The sequence below is a fragment of the Bacteroides gallinarum DSM 18171 = JCM 13658 genome (assembly GCF_000374365.1).
Lineage (GTDB): Bacteria > Bacteroidota > Bacteroidia > Bacteroidales > Bacteroidaceae > Bacteroides > Bacteroides gallinarum.
Map to the genome: position 1 here is coordinate 94,083 of NZ_KB894121.1, position 18,990 is coordinate 113,072.

An 18,990-nucleotide genomic window follows, 5' to 3' on the forward strand; every position below is an offset into this window, starting at 1 on the left:
GAATTAAAATTTGAAGAATGGCATACCGAAGAAACAACAACCGCTTATCCCGTACATTACTGTTCGTATCCCTATTATTGCTTTCCGATTTGCTGGCGGCACAAGGCACATACACCATATCCGGCGTCGTGTCGGACGCAGGCAAGCATCCCCTGCCGGCGGCTATGGTGGCGGTAGAAAGCTCCACTACGGGCACATACACCGACGACAAGGGCGCATACTCCCTGCGGCTTCCTGCCGGAAAACACAAGCTCGTGGTATCGTTGTACGGCTACAACACCATAAAGAAAGAAATCGATGTACGGAAAAACCAGACCTTCGACTTCAGGTTGCAGGAAAACTCGGTAGACCTGCAATCCGTTACGGTGTACGGCAAGAGCCAGACGCAGAAACTGCGCGAGGGAGCCTATACGGTGAACGCCGTCGATGTAAAATCCATAGCCAACTCTACCACCAACCTGAACGACGTCATTAACCGTACCACCGGCATCAAGGTACGTACCGAAGGCGGGCTGGGCTCCGATTTCGAGCTGTCGCTGAACGGAATGTCGGGCAATGCAGTGCGTTATTTTGTAGACGGAGTACCTATGGATACCAAAGGGACGGAAATATCGCTGGCTAACTTTCCGGTAAACACTATCGACCATATCGAGATATATAAAGGCGTCGTTCCCGCCCATTTGGGCGCTGATGCTTTGGGAGGAGCTATCAATATTATCACTAAAAAGGAGAAAAAGAACTTTTTAGACGCCTCATTCAGTATAGGTTCTTTCCATACCTATCTTGCAGATTTGAATGCGCAAGTATATTTCCCCAAGACAGGTATTGTCCTGAAACCGACGATAGGCTTTAATTATTCCAAGAACGATTATACGGTAAAGGATGTAGAGCTGTGGAATGAAGAACAGGGTAAATACATGCTGGCCGATGCCAAGCGTTTCCACGATGATTACCTCTCGGTGCTGGCACAGGTAGAGGTAGGGGTGGAAAACAAGAAATGGGCCGACGCATTCTACGTTTCCGGCTCTTACTCGAAGGTAGATAAGGAACTCCAGACAGGAGCCATGCAAAGCATCGTTTACGGTATGGCAGAGAAGCAGCAGGACGCCTGGAACGTTTCGGCACGCTACCGTAAGAAAGATTTCCTGATAGAAAAGCTGGCGATGAACGCACTTGTTTCCCACACGTGGGACCATGCGCTTACCGTAGATACGGCTTTCCGTAAATACAGTTGGAACCAGTCGTACATTGAAAGTGCACGGAATGAGATAACCGGATACGGCAAGCAACTGCGTCATTACAAACGTCCGCTTACGGTAGTACGCGCCAATCTGAATTATGATTTTAACAAATACCACTCTATCAACCTGAATTACTTGCTGACACGTACGGGAAACAAACGCTACGACGATTTCGATGACGAGTTTGTACCCTCGAATGACGTATTGGCGAAACACATTGTGGGGCTTTCGTACAACCAGTCGTTCATGAATGACAGGTTGGTGAACACTTTCTTCCTGAAAGACTATATCAACCATGTCAAGATAGAACAGACAGACCTGTCCTGGATAACGAACTCCGCCAATATGCCCCGTAGCACTACGAAAAACAATCCGGGCTACGGGTTGGGCACGCGCTACAACTTTTGCGAGCCTTTTGCCCTGAAAGCATCCTATGAGCATACCGTTCGCCTTCCTCTGGCCAGGGAGTTGTTGGGAAACGGTACGACCATATACGCCAACCTCGCCTTGAAGCCCGAACACAGCAATAATTTCAATGTGGGCGCTTTCGGAAATATCCGTCTGGCTCCCAAACACCTGCTTTATTACGAGGCAAATGCCTTTTACCGTAAGGTGGAGGACTATATACATGCCGTGGTATCGGAAGTAGAAGGCATGATGCAGTATGACAACATCTCCAATGTAACAATGAAAGGAGCGGAGGGAGAGCTGCGCTATACCTACGACAACCTGCTGCAACTGACTACTAATTGCAGCTACCAGGAAGCGCGTGACATGAATCCGCTGAAAAAAGACGGAAAGCCTTCCGTAACCTATAAGAACAAGATACCTAACAGGCCGTGGCTGTTTAGCAATACCGAGCTGACCCTGACACAAAGAAATCTTTTCCAGAGAGACGACAAAGTACGTTTCGGCTATCTGTACCAGTACGTCCACTGGTTCTACCTCACCTGGGAAGGATACGGGTCATTGGACAGCAAGTCCAAAATCCCGACGCAGCACCAGCACATCGCCACCCTGACCTACTCGTGGCATAAAGAAAAATACAATATAACGTTGGAGTGCAATAATCTTTTCGACAGTAAGATATACGATAACTATATGCTGCAAAAACCCGGACGCTCCTTCTTATGCAAATTCAGACTATTCATTCATTAATTATTCAAATAAAAAAAGAAAATGAAAAAATTTAAATTCTTAGTATGGGCATTTGCCGCTGTCATGACAACCATGTCTTTCAGTGCTTGTAGTGATGACGATGATAACTCCGGCGATATCGGAGGCGAAATGATTGATAAGGTGCATTATGATATCTGGGTAACTATCGGTTCCAGCGGTATGGGTTCGGATGATGCCCTGCTGGTAAAAAGCGTCAATTCGCTTGAAGGCGACGAAACTATCGACTTTAAGAACTCAGGTTGCGATGTAACAGCCAAACTCTACCAGGAATCCATTATCGACGGACAATACTATTACCAGATTCCGAAGGAAAAAGACCGCTTCGGCAAATACCAGATTTCGAACACAGCCATTACTACGGTTGCCGAGCAAGCTTTCCAGACGAATACCTATAAAGACCGCCGTTACTCGTTTGTATGGATAAGCGACGATACTTTCGTTATAATAGCTGCAAACGGTCCTGCCGACGAGGTAATTTGGACGAAAATCAATGCTAACACCATGAAAATCGAGGCAGAAGGCAATTTGGGATTGGCCGAACTCACCAATTTCACGAAATTCAGCACCTCCGGCCTGGCACGTTACCGTAAGTCCGACGATAAGATTATCTATGCTTTCCAGGACAAAAACGACGAGACAGGTTTCTATGTAGCATTTATCGATGCAGCCACCATGAAGGTCGAAAAATATGTGAGAGAAGAACGTGCGGAGCAAATGGCAGGTACAGCCTATGGTGAATTGTTGCAGAACAAGATGTTCTTCGACAATAACGAAAACCTCTATATCGCCTGCAACAGCCGCATTCCGAACTCGGAGGCAAGCACTTGCCAGTATGGACGTCTGCTCCGCATCAAAAAGGGAGAGATGGAGTTCGACCAATCCTATGAAGGCTTCCGCCAGAATGCGAATAAAGAGGCCGACCAGGGTAAGCTGGTAACCGTAGATTACCTGGGTAACAACAAGGCGCTGATTTACGTGCAAGACCCTAAATACACAGGTTGCGGCGATGATAATGCCAAATACGAAAAGGGTAAAAACTGGGGCGATGCCTATAACTGCTATTATGCTTTGCTCGACTTGACTACGGACGAGGTAACGGAATTTACCTGCGACGGACAGAAACTGCCTTATAGCAGCGGTACTTTCTCGCAACGTTCGTTCATTCTGAACGGAAAGGCATATATCGGTGTCAATCCCGAACACACTGCACCGTGCGTATACGTATACGACATCAAGAGCGGCAGCATGAAGAAGGGAGTCACTATCCAGGAGGGTTACGACTTTAGCCGTATTGTGTACATTGCAGATTAATACTAACTGCCGGTAATTATAAAGACAACCGGAACAAGGGATAATACAGAATGCCCGCTGTTCCGGTTTTGTCTTATTCTGGCTTGTCATCCGTATTTATGAAGAAGATAAACAGATATACCTTTTCCCTCCACCGCATTGCCGGAACAGTTATCGCCCTGTTCTTTTTCATGTGGTTCGTATCGGGGCTTATCCTGATATATCATCCGTACCCCCGGCTGTCGGACAGCAAGGTGTATGCGATGAAAGAAACATTGCCCGACTCACTGCCCGGCATACACCAGTACGTGGAGCGTATGCCCGGAACCGTGAGAAACATCCGTGTCCGCCAGTTCCAGGGGCAGACGCTCGTGGAGCTGAAAACCAAGGACAGCACCGGGCTTTTCTGTGCGGACACCCTGCAAGCGGTAAAGCCGGTAACATATGCCGCGATAGAGCAGATTGCCCGGAGGTGGGTGGATGCCCCCATACGGCGCGTAGACACCCTCTACGAACGTACACAGTGGATTTTGTACAGCCGCTACGAACGCGAGCTTCCTATCTACCGTTTCTATTTCGACGATGCGGAAAAGCACGAACTGTTCGTTGCCAGTCGTACGGGAGAAGTGCAGCAGCTTACGGATGCTTCCCAACGCCTTTGGGCATGGCTGGGCGCTATCCCGCATAAGTTCTATCTGCCTTTTATCAGGAAAGACGTCTCTATATGGAAAACGAGCATCACCGTAGGCGGATTTCTATGCCTGGCAGCCTCCCTTACCGGTTTCTATCTGGGGATATACCTGCTGCTGAAACGGTACAGGAAGAAAAAGCAGTGGGAGGTTCCCTACAAGAGATTCTGGTATCGCTGGCACTTTGTGATAGGGCTTGTATTCGGCATTGCCCTGATTGCGTGGAGCGTAAGCGGTGTCTTGTCCATGCAGCGGGTTCCCAGGTGGATAGTGCCCATGCAGGGCAACTATTTTTTCAGCTACTCCAAGATGTGGGGAAAGCAGCCTTTGCCCGTTACCGCCTACCGGCTGGATTACCGCAAGCTGAAAGAGGCTTATCCGGAGCTGAAAGAGGTGTCGTGGACTCATTATGGAGAGATACCCGTATATGCCATTGTAGAGGGCGATAATGAGCGCCTGATAGACGCTTCCGCAGAAGACGTACGCGAACTGTTCATCCCGGAAGTAACTATCGTAGAGGGGCTGAAACGCCTCCACGGAGACAGCGTGCAGTTCAGCATCTCGCTGATAGACCGCTACGACAACTATTACCTCGACCGCGACCGTTCGCTTCCCTTGCCCGTGTATAAGGTAGAGGTGGACGATGCGGACGGCACGCTTTATTATATCAGTCCGGAAACGGGCTACGTCCGCTTCCTCAACCACAATAAAATAGTGAGGAAATGGCTGTTCAGCGGCATTCATTACCTGAACATACAATGGCTGATAGAACGTCCCGTGTTATGGACTATCGCCATTTGGCTGGTGTGCATAGTGGGTGCTGGTTTCTCCCTTACCGGGGTATGGCTGGGAGTGAGGTATATAAGGCGTACTTTCAGTAGGCGCAGATAGCGTTCCGTCTTGCGAGGCGGTATCTTTTATCCCGCAAGCAAAATCTTTTCATCCCGTGAGCCGGTTTGTTTCGGCTTGCGGGATGATTTTTTTTAGCCCGTGAGGGGAATTAAGATACGGTATGATGTCGGTTGTTTTTACTGTTTTACACTCGTGTTAGGGTTTATTTTTAAGTCCAGGTTCTTATTGACCCCCCTTACCCCGCCCCTCATTTTTTATTCAGTTGATTTATAGTGTATTAGTAAAAACGATAAGTAGGGGGGACAGCCTCGGGGCGGTTTTATACTATTTGGAATGTTGTCATGAAAAGAGAAAGAGTAGGGGGAGGGGATTGCCGTATCGGGAAGGGATATTTATAGGGTATAGTTTATCTGTTGTATATATGGGGGTAGGGATAAATGCGGTTGAAGCAGCGTAAATAAGGTTGGGATATGATTGGGGTTGTTCGGTATATCATTAGGGTGAGTTCGGTATATCATTGTGGGTAGTTTGATATATCGTTGGGGTGATACTGATATATATACCAGGTTAGTTTGATATATAATTCGGTTAAGATTGAGGTATAATCCGGATAAAGTCGTTATGGGGTTCGGGGGAAATCCTGCATGTAGCCACAACTAAGCCGGGCGTACAATCCGCAATAAGCCTTGCATATAATTCGGGGTATGTCTTGTGTATATTCCGAGTAAGCTTTACATATATTCCGGGTAAGCTTTGCATATATTCCGAGTATGCCTTATATATATTCTAGGCAAGCTTTGCATATATTCCGAGTATGCCTTATATATTCCGGGTAAGCTTTACATATATTCCGAGTATGCCTTATATATATTCCGGGTAAGCTTTGCATATATTCCGAGTACACCTTATATATGTTCTGGGTAAGCTTTGCATATATTCCGAGTATGCCTTATATATATTCCGGGCAAGCCTTGCGTATATTCCGGGTAAGTCTTATATATATTCCGGGCAAACCTTATGTGCATTCCGAATGGGTCTATATATTCCTAAGCAAATCTAATGTGTATTCCTAAGATAGAGCTTGCATATAATCCGGGTAGAACGCATGATGCGTACGGCTGTTGATTTACTTCCCTGGCATAGAAAAATATTGTCGTTGGATAGTTTAAGAGAACAGCGGAGGGGGGTAAAAGAGGGTCAATAGGGACCTGAGCTCTAAAATGAACCTTAAAAAATCGGAAATTTTTGTGCTTTTGGAATGCAATGCTTTGATTATAAATAGGTTAAAGCATTGAAACGTCTCCGGGGATAAAAACATGGGTTTTCTCCGGTACGGTATATTCTACCCTTTCTCTCCCTACTGCCTGATTAAGAAATTATTTACCATTTATCCCGATACACCTATGGGCTTCTTTAGGATATAGAAAACGTTTTATCCCGATGCGCCTGTGGGCTTCTTTAGGATATAGAAAAACGTTTTATCCCGATGTGTCTGCGGTTTCTTTTAGGATATAAAAAAACGTTTTATCCCGATGTGCCTGCGGTTTCCTTTAGGATATAGAAAAACGGTAAAGGTGTCCGCTTTATGGGATAACCCTTACCGTTTCTTTATTCTTCATGCAATTATTTCCGGTACTTCATATGTTTCCTTATGTTTCCCTTCCACTTGCTTTATGTTCATTCGGCTTTCTTTTCTGTTTCCTTTCAGCTTTCTCTTATGCCTCCGGTTGGTAGCCTTCGCCATTCTCCCAAGCATCGGCATCCCACTGTTCTTTCAGGTGGTTCACCCAGATAGCGCGGATTTCGGGATAGCTGCCCAGTGCCTTGATGCCGCAACCGTCCTTGATACCGTGGTCGGCGTCTGCCTGGCCTACGGGGTGTGCCTCGAAAGTTCTGTCTACCTTGAAACCGATTTTTTCCAGGCGTTCGCGCCAGCTATATTCGTTGGTGTTAAGCTCTACGTCGTCCAGACTTTTGTTCTCGGCTATGGCTTCGATGCCCCAAAGGTCGTTGTGGGCGTGGTCGCCGGCGATAGACATGAAAGGAGCGAGGTACACGTTCACTTCATTCGGTTGCAGGTTGTTGTCCTGGCAATACTTCATTACCTGCGAATAGATGCAGTCGGGATAGTTGGCAATCATCTGTGCAGCAGAAGTCACCGGTATGCGGTCTGCTGGTAGTTCCTCTTCTTCTTTAGGCCAGAAAAGCATTTCACCGTAGTCCACAGTACCTACGAAGATATTGCCGTTGGTTGCTTTCTCTTGCAGCTTCTCTTGTGTTTCGAGGTACTTTATGTTGGCGTTGTAGTTTACGTCGGGGTTACCGTGTCCCATAAGGAGCACGAGGTTTTTCTTGTCTGCCAGTTTCTCCTTGTAATGATTGTAAAGGACTTTTGCTACGGCTTCCGTATCATCGTCGGTAGAGAGCAGGTTGGCGCCTTTCAGCACGTCGATATGCGGATACCAGTCTATCATGAAATTCTTCTTGATATCGGTATTCATCAGCGAGAGGTATTCTTCGCCCGGAATAACGTGCAGCGACTGTACGGCTACGCGCGTATAGCCGGCATCGCCGATAGCTTTCAGCCATTGGTCTAACTTGTAGCGTGCCTCGCCGGTAGATGCCTCTGCACGGCCGATACAGGTGCGCGAGGTGAAGGACATGTAGATGTCCGTCTCGGGGAACTGCTTCTGGAAGTCGTTGATAATCTCATCGTAAACGTCCAGTGACTCGTTGTAGGTACTTCCGAAAGTACAGAGCAGGATAGCGGTATCGTGCTTCTTGGTTTCAGCAACTACGCGGGTGGCGGGGTTGGCGGTACTTTCTTCATCGTCGTCGTCGCTGCACGAGGCAAAGCCGGTGCAGGTTACGGCTACCACGAGGGCTGCCAGCAGGTAAAACTTGAAATTCTTCATACTTGTAATGAATTAAATAATGAATTGAAATATATAATTAATGTATCGTATTACTTGCGAAATGTATAGTGTTGTATTACTTGATAAATATATGATGATGTATTACTTGTAAAACATATAATAATGTATTGCCTGTGATATATGGTAACGTATTACTTGGCAAATACAATAACGTATTATTTATGAAATATACGATAACGTATTTACTTGTTCTTGAACTTGATAAGCGCCGATGCGTAGAAGTTCCTCCCCGGCGTGCTGGTTGCCCGGTTGCGTCCGAAGGGGGTGCGGTCTACGTAGTCGAACAGGTTGTCCACGCCTACATTCATCGTCAGCGTCCAGAACCGCATTTTCAGCAGGGTGTGGGCGGTGTTGATACGCCATGTCTGGAAGCCGTCGGCATTGTTGTCATTCACGTAGTGGCGGGTGGACTGGTAGCGGCCGTACACTCCCAAGCCCAGGCGGTAGCGCCCCCATGCGTGCTGCCAGGTGGCGTTGAGCGTGGCGTTGTGGCAGGAGGTGGCGTCGATGTAGAGGTACTGCATGTAGTTGTCGCCCTTGTCGGCGGCATACTGCGCTTTAGGGTCGGCATAGCTGTATCCGCCGCCCAGCATGATGTCTTTCGTAGGGCGGTAGTTGAAGGTGAAATCCATGCCGTAGATGCGGGCTTTCGTTAGGTTGGTGTACCGCTTGCTCTTTTCTATCTCGAGGAATTTCTCCTCGGGAGTTACCTTTATCTCTACCAGCTCTATCATGTTGCGGATGAAGTTGGCGTATCCCGTCAGGCTTGCCTGGAACTTGCCTCCCACGTACTCCACGCTTACGGAGCCGTATTGCGAGGTCTGTGCCTTAAGGTCGGTGTTGCCGTGGTAGGCGGTGAGCGAGCCGCCGCCGATGCTGCCCGTATAGTCGTAGTACAGCTCTTTGATAGTGGGCGCCTTGAAGCCCATGGCGTAGGAGGCGCGCAGGTTGAAGTGTCCCGCCTTGTACAGCGCCGAGACTTTGGGGCTGAGGTTAAATCCGGTTTCCTTATGCTGTGTGCCGCGTACGCCGGCGGTCAGGACGAAGTTGTCCGTAGCCGTCCACTCCTCCTGCGCATAGGCGGCGAGGGTGTATACGGAGGCAAGGTCGTCGGCTATGTGGTGGGGAGATTCCAGGCGGTTGTACTGGTATTCGATGCCGGTGTTCAGGATGTGGCGGTCGCCGAGGTAGAAGATGCCCTTTACCTGTGCCAGCACTTGCTGCTGTATGCTCTGCTTGATACGCTGGCCGGGGTAGTAGGTGATGCGGTCGCCGTCCTTGAAGTAGTCGGTGATGTCTTTCAGCTTATAGTCGTAGAAGTAACCGTAGCGGCCGTACGAGAGGTCGGCGGTGAGGTAGTTGCGTCCGTTCAGCTTGTACTTGCCGCCGGCGGCGAAGGTGTAGTTGCGGTAGTAGAAGTCGTTGGGCAGGTATTTCCATGGGCCGTGCGTACGCATCACCCAGCGCTCGTAGTAGGTTCCTTCGGCGGTGAGGTTGAGCCGCTTGTTTACCTGCCATTCCAGGTTCTCGGAGAGCGTGTAGTTGGTGGAGCGGTTCACGGTGAGCATGGTGGAGCCGGATTTCAATTGGTTCTGGTCCCACTGCATGTCTGTGTTGCGCCAGCCGTCGGTGTGTCGGAAGTTGATGCCGGTTACCGATTTCAGCTTGCCGTACTTGAAGCCGAAGCTGGTGCTTTGCCGTACATCGCCATGCTCGCCTACGCGGGTGGTGCTGGTAAGCTCCATTTTCTCCCGGCTCTGCTTGGTGATGATGTTGATAACGCCGGCAATGGCATCGCTGCCGTAGAGCGAAGAGGCGGCGCCTTTCACGATTTCTATGCGCTCTATGTTGGCGGGGTTCAACTGGTTGAGGTCGTTCTGCCCGCCGATGTCGCCGTTCATGCGCTTGCCGTTTATCATGATGAGGATGTAATCGTTGTTCAGCCCGTTGAGCTGGATGTGGCTGCCCATGTCGCCGTCGTGGAAGGTGAGGGAGGGACAGAGGCCGCTCAGGAGGTCGTCGATGCTGCGTGCCTGGTATTGTTCCAGGGCTTTGCCGGTGAGCACTTCCGTCTGTACGGGGGCATCTTTGAGGTAGTGTTCCGTACCTGTGCCCGTTACCACTACTTCATTGAGCAGGAGCGAGAGTTCTTTCTCGTCTTTGTTTTTCAGGATGCTTTGTGCCGTGGCGGATTGCATCGCGCAACACAGCAATGCCGCTCCAAGCCAATACTTGCGCTTCATCGTCTATACCTTTTATAAATTGAATAAGCATAAAAAGGCACGTTGCTTCTGCATACGAATGGTAATGACCCGAAAAGAATAAAATAGGCTGGAAATCCTATCGTATAATGTAGGGGACATCGCTTCTAATCCTGGAAGCTCAGTGCTCACGTTACGGAAGCGGCAGGTATTCTGGCTCTCCTCTGCTTGTACTGCCTTCCCGCCGCGTTGCCGCAGCAGTGGCTTTTGGAGGGTACAAACATCTTTTATAAAGGATTACAGCTGCAGGTACAGCTCCGGTCTTGCACCGGATTCCCTTGCATCGGCAGGCGGATGTGTCTGCCCGATTACCGTTTCCGGTGGCAAAGATAAAGAGTTTTATACATTATTTTGCCTTTTATCCCTAATTAATTTTAGAATTTCTTTATCTTTGTCCCCGAATTGGTTCCGGGCGGACGTTTCTGCCGTCCGGATTAAAAGGGAATCGGGTGCAAATCCCGGACAGTCCCGCTGCTGTGAAGCTCCGCCTTTACGAAGTCTTGATAAAGAACCTTTGCCACTGATAGCTGTTGTATATCGGGAAGGCATCAAGACAAGGAGTCAGTCAGAAGACCTGCCATTCATTGAAGTCTGTCTTTACTCGTGGGATAGGAAGGCAGTACGAACCCAAGTTAACGTTTTTAAATATGAGTGAGAACTGCCTATGAAAAAGGTATGTCCGCGTTGTGGTGCAACATTCGAGTGCATGCACGACGATATTTTGCAGTGCCATTGTGCGTCTGTCCGGCTGGAGCCGGAGCAGCGTGCGTACTTGAAGGCCGTGTATGCGGATTGCTTGTGCAATGCCTGCCTGAAACTGGTGGCGGGCGGCGCTATTCCTTATATAAATAAACCGAGAGAAAATGATAAAGAAAGTATTGATAGCGAACAGAGGTGAGATTGCCCTGCGCGTGATGCGCTCCTGCAAGGAAATGGGCATATTGACCGTTGCCGTGTTTTCCGAAGCCGACCGTGCTTCGCATCATGTGGCGTATGCCGACGAGGCTTACCCGATAGGGGCGGCTGCGGCGAAAGAGAGTTATCTGAATATAGAGAAAGTGATTGCCGTGGCAAAGGGCTGCGGTGCGGATGCCATTCACCCGGGTTATGGCTTCTTGTCGGAGAATGCGGAGTTTGCCCGCCGCTGTAAGGAGGAGGGTATCGTATTCATCGGCCCTTCTGCCGAGACTATGGAGGCTATGGGCGACAAGATAGCCGCCCGCAAGCGGATGATTGCCGCCGGCGTGCCGGTAGTGCCGGGCACGGAGCGGCCTTTGCAGAGTGCGGAGGAGGCTGTGCGCATCTGCAACGGGATTGGGTATCCGGTGATGCTGAAGGCGTCCATGGGTGGCGGAGGTAAGGGTATGCGCCTTATCCGCAGCGAGGAGGAAGTGGCGGAGGCGTACAATACGGCACGTTCGGAGTCCATGTCGTCCTTCGGCGACGATACGGTGTACGTGGAGAAGTTCGTGGAGGAGCCGCATCATATCGAGTTCCAGATTTTGGGCGATAACTACGGCAATGTAATCCACCTTTTCGACCGCGAGTGTTCCGTACAGCGCCGCAATCAGAAGATTGTGGAGGAGAGCCCGTCGCCTTTCCTTACGCCCGAGTTGCGCAGGGAAATGGGAGAGAAAGCCGTTGCCGCTGCCAAAGCGGTGAATTACTCCGGCGCGGGTACTATCGAGTTCTTGGTGGATAAAGACCGTAATTTCTATTTCCTCGAAATGAATACCCGCTTGCAGGTGGAGCATCCCGTTACGGAGGAGGTGGTAGGCGTGGACTTGGTGAAGGAGCAGATTTTCGTGGCGGACGGCAAGCCGTTGCATCTCCGCCAGGAGGATATCTTCCAGCGCGGCCATGCCATAGAGTGCCGCATCTGCGCCGAGGATACGGAGAACAATTTCATGCCTTCGCCGGGTATCATCAGGCAACTGACCGAGCCTAACGGCATCGGTGTGCGCATTGACAGTTATGTGTACGAGGGGTATGAAATTCCCGTGTACTACGACCCGATGATAGGCAAGCTTATCGTGTGGGCTACCACCCGCCAGTATGCTATCGAGCGTATGCGCCGCGTGCTTTACGAGTACAAGATTACGGGGCTGAAAACAAATCTTGCTTACCTGAAACGTATCATGCATGTGCCGGACTTCGTAAAGGGCGAGTACAATACGTTGTTCATCGCCAAGAATGCCCGTATGCTGGTGCGCTCCAACGGCAGCAACGAGGAGATAGAGAATGTTGCCATGATTGCGGCTTATATGGATTACCTGGTGAACCTGGAGGAGAATGCTTCGGCACAGTTGCCCGACGGGCGTCCTATCAGCCGTTGGCGCGAGTTCGGGTTGCAGAAGGGTGTACTGAGAATTTAAAGGAGTTTTGTTTTATGGAAATACATATAGGTAACCGCGTGGCGGATGTTACGCTGGTAAGTAAGGAGGGAAATAAGGTGCAGCTTACCGTAGACGGGAAGCCGTACGAGGTGGATATCGTAATGGCGGAGAACGGGAGCTGTTCCATTCTGCACAACGGGAACTCGTTCAATGCGGGGCTGGTGCGCGGAGAAGGCGGAAAGAGTTACGATGTGAACATGTTTTATCGTTCGTACCATGTGGATATCGTGGATACGCAGGCCAAGTACCTGCACATGAGGAAGGGGGCGGATGAGAAGCAGGGCGACAAGATTATCGCCCCGATGCCGGGTAAGGTCGTGAGTATCCCCGTAAAGCCGGGCGACCGCCTGGCTGCCGGCGACATTGCCGTGGTGCTGGAAGCGATGAAGATGCAGAGTAACTACAAGGTCAGTGCGGACTGCGTCGTGAAAAACATATTGGTGAGCGAGGGCGAGCCGGTAAATGCGAATCAGGTATTGATAGAGTTGGAACTTATTAAGGAGGAATGAATATGAACAGGGAAGAGATATACAGACGTTTCGAGGAATTGGATAAACGTGCCTCGCTGGGCGGCGGCATAGACAAGATTGAGAAACAACATGCCGGCGGGCGCATGACGGCACGCGAGCGTATCGATATGTTGCTCGACAAGGGTACTTTCAATGAGCTGGATAAGTTCGTGGCTCACCGCTGTACGGACTTCGGCATGGAGAAGAAGCAGATAGCCGGCGACGGCATGGTGACGGGTTACGGCAAGATAGACGGGCGGCAGGTGTTTGTTTATGCCTACGACTTTACGGCGCACGGCGGCTCGCTGAGCGAGACGAATGCCGCCAAGATTGTCAAGGTACAGCAGTTGGCGTTGAAGAACGGCGCTCCTGTTATCGCCCTGAACGATTCCGGAGGCGCACGTATCCAGGAGGGTGTGAACAGCCTGGCGGGGTATGCTTCCATTTTCTACCAGAATACGATAGCTTCGGGGGTTATCCCGCAGATTTCGGCTATCCTGGGCCCTTGTGCGGGCGGTGCTTGCTATTCGCCGGCACTGACGGATTTCATCTTCATGGTGAAGGAGCAGAGCCATATGTTTATCACGGGCCCGGATGTGGTAAAGACTGTTACGCACGAGGAGGTGGATAAGGAGGAGCTGGGCGGCGCTTATACGCATAGCAGCAAGAGTGGTGTTACCCATTTTATGTGCAATACGGAGGAGGAGACGCTGATGAGTATCCGTGAGTTGCTGAGTTTCCTGCCGTCCAACAATATGGAGGATGCTCCGTATGTGGCTTGCACGGATGATATTCACCGGCAGACGGAGGATTTGCAGACCGTTATTCCGGAAGACCCCAATATGCCTTACGATATCAAGGATATCGTGGAACCGGTGTTGGATAACCGGTATTTCTTCGAGGTGATGCCTCACTTTGCAAAGAATGTGGTGGTGGGCTTCGGGCGGCTCAACGGGCGCTCGGTGGGCATCGTAGCCAACCAGCCGGCGTACCTGGCGGGTGTGCTGGATATCGACGCTTCGGACAAGGCGGCGCGTTTCATACGTTTCTGCGACTGTTTCAACATCCCGCTGATAACGTTCGAGGATGTTCCGGGATTTTTGCCCGGTACGGTGCAGGAGCATAATGGCATTATCCGCCACGGCGCCAAGATTGTCTATGCGTATGCCGAGGCTACCGTGCCCAAGATTACGCTGATAACCCGCAAGGCTTACGGGGGCGCTTATATCGTGATGTCCAGCAAGCCTACGGGCGCCGATGTGAACCTTGCTTATCCGCAGGCGGAGATTGCCGTAATGGGTGCGGAAGGGGCTGTGAACATCTTGTACCGGAAGGCTTCGCCCGAGGAGAAGAAGGAGATTATAGGGCAGTACGAGGAGAAGTTCTCTAATCCTTACCGTGCTGCCGAACGTGGTTTCATAGATGAGATTATCATGCCTCGCAACACCCGTTATAAGCTGGTGCAGGCTTTGGAAATGGCTCATAACAAGAACCAGAGCAATCCGCCGAAAAAACACGGCAATATGCCTTTATAAATAGTTATTTTTTTAATGTGTGAAAGCTGGTATCCCTGGAGAAGTGATTTCTGTGGGGGTACTTTTTTTACCCGATTACCGATTACCTAATCAATATATACGTTGGAATTATGGAATTATTAAGAAACCTCTTTGAGGGTTACCCCAACCTGTGGGGTGGCGGTGTGGCGCACTCCGTTCTCATTTTGTCGCTTGTCATTGCGTTCGGCATCATGCTTGGCAAGATTAAGATTGCCGGAATATCCCTGGGTGTTACCTGGATATTGTTCGTGGGGATTGTATTCGGACATTTCAACCTGAACCTGGATGAGCATTTGCTTCATTTCCTGAAGGAGTTCGGATTGATTTTGTTTGTATATTCTATCGGCTTGCAGGTGGGGCCGGGCTTTTTCTCTGCCTTTAAGAAGGGGGGATTTACGCTGAATGTACTGGCGGTGCTGGTGGTCTTTGTCAGTGTGCTGATTACCGTGGTGCTGCATTTCACTACGGGGATACCTATCACGACTATGGTGGGTATCTTGTCGGGGGCGGTTACCAATACGCCGGGGCTGGGTGCTGCCCAGCAGGCAAACAGCGACCTGAACGGTATCGATGCTCCGGAGATAGCGCTGGGTTATGCGGTGGCTTATCCTCTGGGTGTTATCGGGTGTATCCTGGCGCTGCTGGCTTTGAAGTATCTGTTGCATGTCAATACCCGGAAAGAGGAAACGGAAGCCGAGCAGGGCTTGGGACATTTGCAGGAGCTGACCGTGCGCCCTGTTTCCGTGGAGATACGCAACGAGGCGGTGGACGGCAAGACGATAAGGGCTATTAAGCCGTTGCTGAACCGTGCGTTCGTTATTTCGCGCATACGCCACCATGACTCCGGGAGCGAGGTGGAGCTGGTGAGTGCCGATACTGTGCTGCATCTGCAAGACCAGATTTTGTTTATCTCCAACCCGAAGGATATGGAGGCTATAATTGCTTTCTTTGGCAAGCAGGTCAATGTGGAGTGGGAGAAAGTGGATAAGAAGTTGATTTCGCGCCGTATCTTGATTACCAAGCCGGAGCTGAACGGGAAGTCGTTGGCGCAACTGAAAATCCGTAATAACTTCGGTGCGAGCATCACCCGTATCAACCGTTCGGGGGTGGATTTGGTGGCGACGCCTCATTTGCAGTTGCAAATGGGCGACCGGGTAACGATTGTGGGCAGCGAACTGGCGGTAAGCCATGCGGAGAAGGTGCTGGGCAACTCTTTGAAGCGCCTGAATCATCCGAACCTGATTCCTATTTTCCTGGGTATCGCGTTGGGGTGTATCCTGGGGAGTTTGCCTTTCATGTTTCCGGGTATTCCGCAACCGGTCAAGCTGGGGCTTGCCGGCGGTCCGCTGATTGTGTCTATTCTTATCAGCCGTTTCGGACCTCAGTATAAGCTGATTACATATACTACGATGAGTGCCAACCTGATGATACGCGAGATTGGTATCTCGCTTTTCCTGGCGTGTGTGGGGCTGGGAGCAGGCAAGGGGTTTGTAGATACCATTATTTATGAAGGCGGTTATGTGTGGATAGCTTACGGTGCGATTATAACGGTGGTTCCGTTGCTGGTGGGCGGACTGGTGGGGCGTTATGTCTGGAAGCTGAACTATTATACGTTGATAGGTGTGCTTTCGGGAACGAATACCAATCCGCCTGCCCTGGCTTATTCTTCGGAGCTGACTGCGTGCGACGCGCCTGCTGTGGGGTATGCCACGGTTTATCCGCTGGCTATGTTCCTGCGGGTGCTCACGGCGCAAATCCTGATATTGGCATTGGCGTAGAGGGGTGTTTGCTTACTTGCCTGCCGAGTAGTATGCTTCTGCCTGAGCCAGCGTTTCGGGCTTGCCGATGTCGAACCAGCGGCAGCCTTGAAGCGGATAGCCTTGTATGCGGGCTGTCTTGCATACGGACAGGTAGAAGGGGATGATAGAGAACTTGCCCGTCCACTGGCTGTTTTCCATATAGCGGAACAGGGAGGGTGAGATGATATGGATGCCTCCGAATGCCATTTCTTCGTACTGCCCTTCGCGGTAGGCGAGTTCTTCCGGCTTGGTTTCGCCTGTGGATTTGTTTATCCAGCCGTGCAGGTAGTGTGCGTCGTCCAGCAGCAGGTAGCGTGAGGTCTGCCGCCGGCTGACGAGCAGCGTAGCTTCGGCATCGCTCTCCCGGTGGTGTTTGTAGACTGCCGCCAGGTCGATGTCGGAGAGTATGTCGGCATTGTGTACCAGGAACGGTTCGTTGCCGTCCAGAAACGGGCGTGCTTTCTTTATCCCTCCGCCGGTGTCGAGGAGCATATCCCGTTCGTCGCTGATGTGTACGGTAACTCCGAAATCGTTATGGGTGCGGAGAAACCGGATTATCTGCTCGCCGAAGTGGTGGATGTTGATTGTAATGTCGTCGAACCCAGCGTCTTTCAGCCGTAGTATTACCCGTTCCAGCATCGGCTTCCCGGCTACCGGGATGAGGGCTTTGGGGGTGTGGTCGGTTAGCGGGCGCAGGCGTGTGCCCAGGCCGGCGGCGAATATCATGGCTTTCATAAAGTATGGGGTTGTGTCTTTTGCGGCTAACTATGCTTTTGCATTGAAGTTTTGTTCTATATTCTGTTCTCTATGTATCAAATGTACCTGTACTCCGAATTTCTTGTGCAGGTGTTCTGCCAGGTGTTGTGCCGAGTAGACGGAGCGGTGTTGCCCGCCGGTGCAGCCGAAGCATACGGAGAGGTTGGTGAACCCGCGTTCCATATACCGCTTTACGGAGGCATCTACCAGGGCGTAGACATGTTCCAGGAAAACGGCTATCTCACCGTCTTCTTCGAGGAAGCGGATAACGGGTTCGTCCAGCCCGGTGAAGGGCTTGTAGCGTTCGTACTTGCCGGGGTTGTTCACGGCACGGCAGTCGAACACGAAGCCGCCGCCGTTGCCGGTGGGGTCTTCGGGAATACCTTTCTTATAGGCGAAGCTGGTGACCTTTACTGTGAGGCGGCGCTTTTGCAGGTCGTCGGTGAACTGTTTCAGCTCGGTGAGCTCGCGCAGCACTTTGCAGAGGTAGGGGTATTCGGGGTAGGGCTCCTGGAGCAGTTGGCGCAGGTTCTCGATAGCGAAGGGTACGCTTTGGATGAAGTGGGGCTTCTTTTCGAAGTAACCGCGGAATCCGTAGCATCCCAGTACTTGCATGGTGCGGAACAGGACGAAGTGGCGGAGCTGGGCGTGGAAGTAGCTCTCGTCTACCGGCTGGTATTTGCGCAGGGCTTCGATGTATTCTTTCAGCAGTTCCCGGCGCAGGCTGTCCGGATAGTTGGCTTTTGCCTGCCACAGGAAGGAGGCTACGTCGTAGTACACCGGGCCTTTGCGTCCGCCCTGGAAGTCGATGAGCCACGGCTCGCCGTCTTTAATCATTACGTTGCGGCTTTGGAAGTCGCGGTACATGAAGGTGGCGGAGCTGCTGCGGAGGAGTACGTCTGCCATTTTCTGGAAGTCGTCTTCCAGGCGGTCTTCCTGGAAGTCCATGCCTGTTGCTTTAAGGAAGCAGTATTTAAAGTAGTTCAGGTCCCAGAGGATGCTGCGGCTGTTGAACTCTGCCTGCGGATAGCAGTAGGAGAAGTCCATGCCGTCCGCCCCGGCAAACTGTACGGCGGGTAGCAGGCGGATAGCTTTGCGCAGCAGTTGCTTTTCTTCTTCGTCGAACACGCTGGTTTTGCGCCCTTTCTCGATAGCGTCGAACAGGAGGGTGTTGCCCAGGTCTTCCTGAAGGTAGTACACGTCGTCCTCCGAACGGATGAATACTTGGGGCACGGGCAGTCCTTTGCGGCGGAAATGTTCTGCCATGTAGAGGAATGCGTGGTTTTCTTCGACGGACTCGCCGCTGACGCCTATCAGCGTGGGTGTACCCGTAAGGCGGAAGTAACGGCGGTTGGAGCCGGAGGAGGGGAGTTCGTCGATTGCTTCGGGTGCGTGCCCGGTATGTGCGATGTAGAGTTTCTTGAGTTCTTCGGTTATCATAGCGGTTTTTTTATATTTGGCAGCTAAGATAAGGTTTTTGTCGGAGATATGTTTACCTTTGCCGTATAAAATCCATACCGGACGGC

At 51.0% G+C, this 18,990-nt stretch carries 12 protein-coding genes and 2 riboswitches; of the genes, 8 read left to right on the plus strand and 4 right to left on the minus strand.

Features of this window, described 5'->3' with window-relative positions:
* Nucleotides 1-17: 17 nt before the first annotated feature.
* The 3 genes from C233_RS0105685 (at nucleotide 18) to C233_RS0105695 (ending at nucleotide 5,290) form a co-directional block, all read left to right on the plus strand.
* Complete coding sequence (locus C233_RS0105685) at nucleotides 18-2,399, plus strand: TonB-dependent receptor (RefSeq protein WP_018666628.1); 2,382 nt, start codon at nucleotides 18-20, stop codon at nucleotides 2,397-2,399.
* Nucleotides 2,400-2,420: 21 nt separating this feature from the next.
* On the plus strand, nucleotides 2,421-3,731 hold the full coding sequence (locus tag C233_RS0105690; protein WP_018666630.1) for a hypothetical protein: 1,311 nt from the start codon (nucleotides 2,421-2,423) through the stop codon (nucleotides 3,729-3,731).
* A 98-nt stretch (nucleotides 3,732-3,829) separates the two neighbouring features.
* Nucleotides 3,830-5,290, plus strand: a complete 1,461-nt coding sequence (locus C233_RS0105695; protein WP_034777435.1) for a PepSY domain-containing protein — start codon at nucleotides 3,830-3,832, stop codon at nucleotides 5,288-5,290.
* Nucleotides 5,291-6,966: 1,676 nt separating this feature from the next.
* On the opposite strand, the gene C233_RS0105710 is transcribed toward C233_RS0105695, so the two are convergent.
* Together C233_RS0105710 and C233_RS0105715 are read right to left on the minus strand one after the other, a co-directional pair.
* A complete protein-coding gene (locus C233_RS0105710) occupies nucleotides 6,967-8,166 on the minus strand; it encodes a sirohydrochlorin cobaltochelatase (protein ID WP_018666635.1) in 1,200 nt (399 codons plus the stop codon).
* A gap of 203 nt (nucleotides 8,167-8,369) precedes the next feature.
* On the minus strand, nucleotides 8,370-10,430 hold the full coding sequence (locus tag C233_RS0105715) for a TonB-dependent receptor plug domain-containing protein (RefSeq protein ID WP_018666637.1): 2,061 nt from the start codon (nucleotides 10,428-10,430) through the stop codon (nucleotides 8,370-8,372).
* Between the two features lie 144 nt (nucleotides 10,431-10,574).
* A riboswitch (cobalamin riboswitch) is annotated at nucleotides 10,575-10,779 on the minus strand.
* Nucleotides 10,780-10,834: 55 nt separating this feature from the next.
* Nucleotides 10,835-11,044: riboswitch (cobalamin riboswitch) on the plus strand.
* A gap of 62 nt (nucleotides 11,045-11,106) precedes the next feature.
* On the opposite strand from C233_RS0105715, the gene C233_RS0105725 reads away from it, so the two are divergent.
* The 5 genes from C233_RS0105725 (at nucleotide 11,107) to C233_RS0105745 (ending at nucleotide 16,687) form a co-directional block, all read left to right on the plus strand.
* Nucleotides 11,107-11,346, plus strand: a complete 240-nt coding sequence (locus tag C233_RS0105725) for a cysteine-rich CWC family protein (RefSeq protein ID WP_025068662.1) — start codon at nucleotides 11,107-11,109, stop codon at nucleotides 11,344-11,346.
* Nucleotides 11,312-12,823, plus strand: a complete 1,512-nt coding sequence (gene accC / locus C233_RS0105730; RefSeq protein WP_025068663.1) for an acetyl-CoA carboxylase biotin carboxylase subunit — start codon at nucleotides 11,312-11,314, stop codon at nucleotides 12,821-12,823. Before C233_RS0105725 ends, accC begins: the two co-directional genes overlap by 35 nt.
* A gap of 14 nt (nucleotides 12,824-12,837) precedes the next feature.
* Nucleotides 12,838-13,353, plus strand: coding sequence for an acyl-CoA carboxylase biotin carboxyl carrier protein subunit (locus C233_RS0105735; protein WP_018666642.1), 516 nt, complete (start codon nucleotides 12,838-12,840; stop codon nucleotides 13,351-13,353).
* 2 nt (nucleotides 13,354-13,355) lie between these two features.
* On the plus strand, nucleotides 13,356-14,888 hold the full coding sequence (locus C233_RS0105740; protein WP_025068664.1) for an acyl-CoA carboxylase subunit beta: 1,533 nt from the start codon (nucleotides 13,356-13,358) through the stop codon (nucleotides 14,886-14,888).
* A 110-nt stretch (nucleotides 14,889-14,998) separates the two neighbouring features.
* On the plus strand, nucleotides 14,999-16,687 hold the full coding sequence (locus C233_RS0105745; protein ID WP_018666644.1) for a putative transporter: 1,689 nt from the start codon (nucleotides 14,999-15,001) through the stop codon (nucleotides 16,685-16,687).
* Between the two features lie 12 nt (nucleotides 16,688-16,699).
* Here the strand turns inward: C233_RS0105745 and C233_RS0105750 are convergent, their stop codons facing one another.
* Together C233_RS0105750 and C233_RS0105755 are read right to left on the minus strand one after the other, a co-directional pair.
* Nucleotides 16,700-17,443 carry a nucleotidyltransferase family protein gene (locus tag C233_RS0105750; protein WP_018666645.1) on the minus strand — a complete coding sequence of 248 codons (744 nt, stop codon included), beginning with the start codon at nucleotides 17,441-17,443 and terminating at the stop codon, nucleotides 16,700-16,702.
* A 30-nt stretch (nucleotides 17,444-17,473) separates the two neighbouring features.
* Entirely contained in the window at nucleotides 17,474-18,904 is a 1,431-nt protein-coding gene (locus C233_RS0105755) for a RapZ C-terminal domain-containing protein (RefSeq protein ID WP_025068665.1), read from the minus strand.
* Between the last annotated feature and the right edge of the window lie 86 nt (nucleotides 18,905-18,990).

What these genes read in the sequence shown, in the direction of transcription:
- C233_RS0105715 (WP_018666637.1), bottom strand. Translation starts at nt 10,430, where the DNA reads ATGAAGCGCAAGTATTGGCTTGGAGCGGCATTGCTGTGTTGCGCGATG.
- C233_RS0105690 (WP_018666630.1), top strand. Translation starts at nt 2,421, where the DNA reads ATGAAAAAATTTAAATTCTTAGTATGGGCATTTGCCGCTGTCATGACA.
- C233_RS0105695 (WP_034777435.1), top strand. Translation starts at nt 3,830, where the DNA reads ATGAAGAAGATAAACAGATATACCTTTTCCCTCCACCGCATTGCCGGA.
- C233_RS0105750 (WP_018666645.1), bottom strand. Translation starts at nt 17,443, where the DNA reads ATGAAAGCCATGATATTCGCCGCCGGCCTGGGCACACGCCTGCGCCCG.
- C233_RS0105735 (WP_018666642.1), top strand. Translation starts at nt 12,838, where the DNA reads ATGGAAATACATATAGGTAACCGCGTGGCGGATGTTACGCTGGTAAGT.
- C233_RS0105710 (WP_018666635.1), bottom strand. Translation starts at nt 8,166, where the DNA reads ATGAAGAATTTCAAGTTTTACCTGCTGGCAGCCCTCGTGGTAGCCGTA.
- C233_RS0105755 (WP_025068665.1), bottom strand. Translation starts at nt 18,904, where the DNA reads ATGATAACCGAAGAACTCAAGAAACTCTACATCGCACATACCGGGCAC.
- C233_RS0105745 (WP_018666644.1), top strand. Translation starts at nt 14,999, where the DNA reads ATGGAATTATTAAGAAACCTCTTTGAGGGTTACCCCAACCTGTGGGGT.
- C233_RS0105740 (WP_025068664.1), top strand. Translation starts at nt 13,356, where the DNA reads ATGAACAGGGAAGAGATATACAGACGTTTCGAGGAATTGGATAAACGT.
- C233_RS0105685 (WP_018666628.1), top strand. Translation starts at nt 18, where the DNA reads ATGGCATACCGAAGAAACAACAACCGCTTATCCCGTACATTACTGTTC.
- accC (WP_025068663.1), top strand. Translation starts at nt 11,312, where the DNA reads ATGATAAAGAAAGTATTGATAGCGAACAGAGGTGAGATTGCCCTGCGC.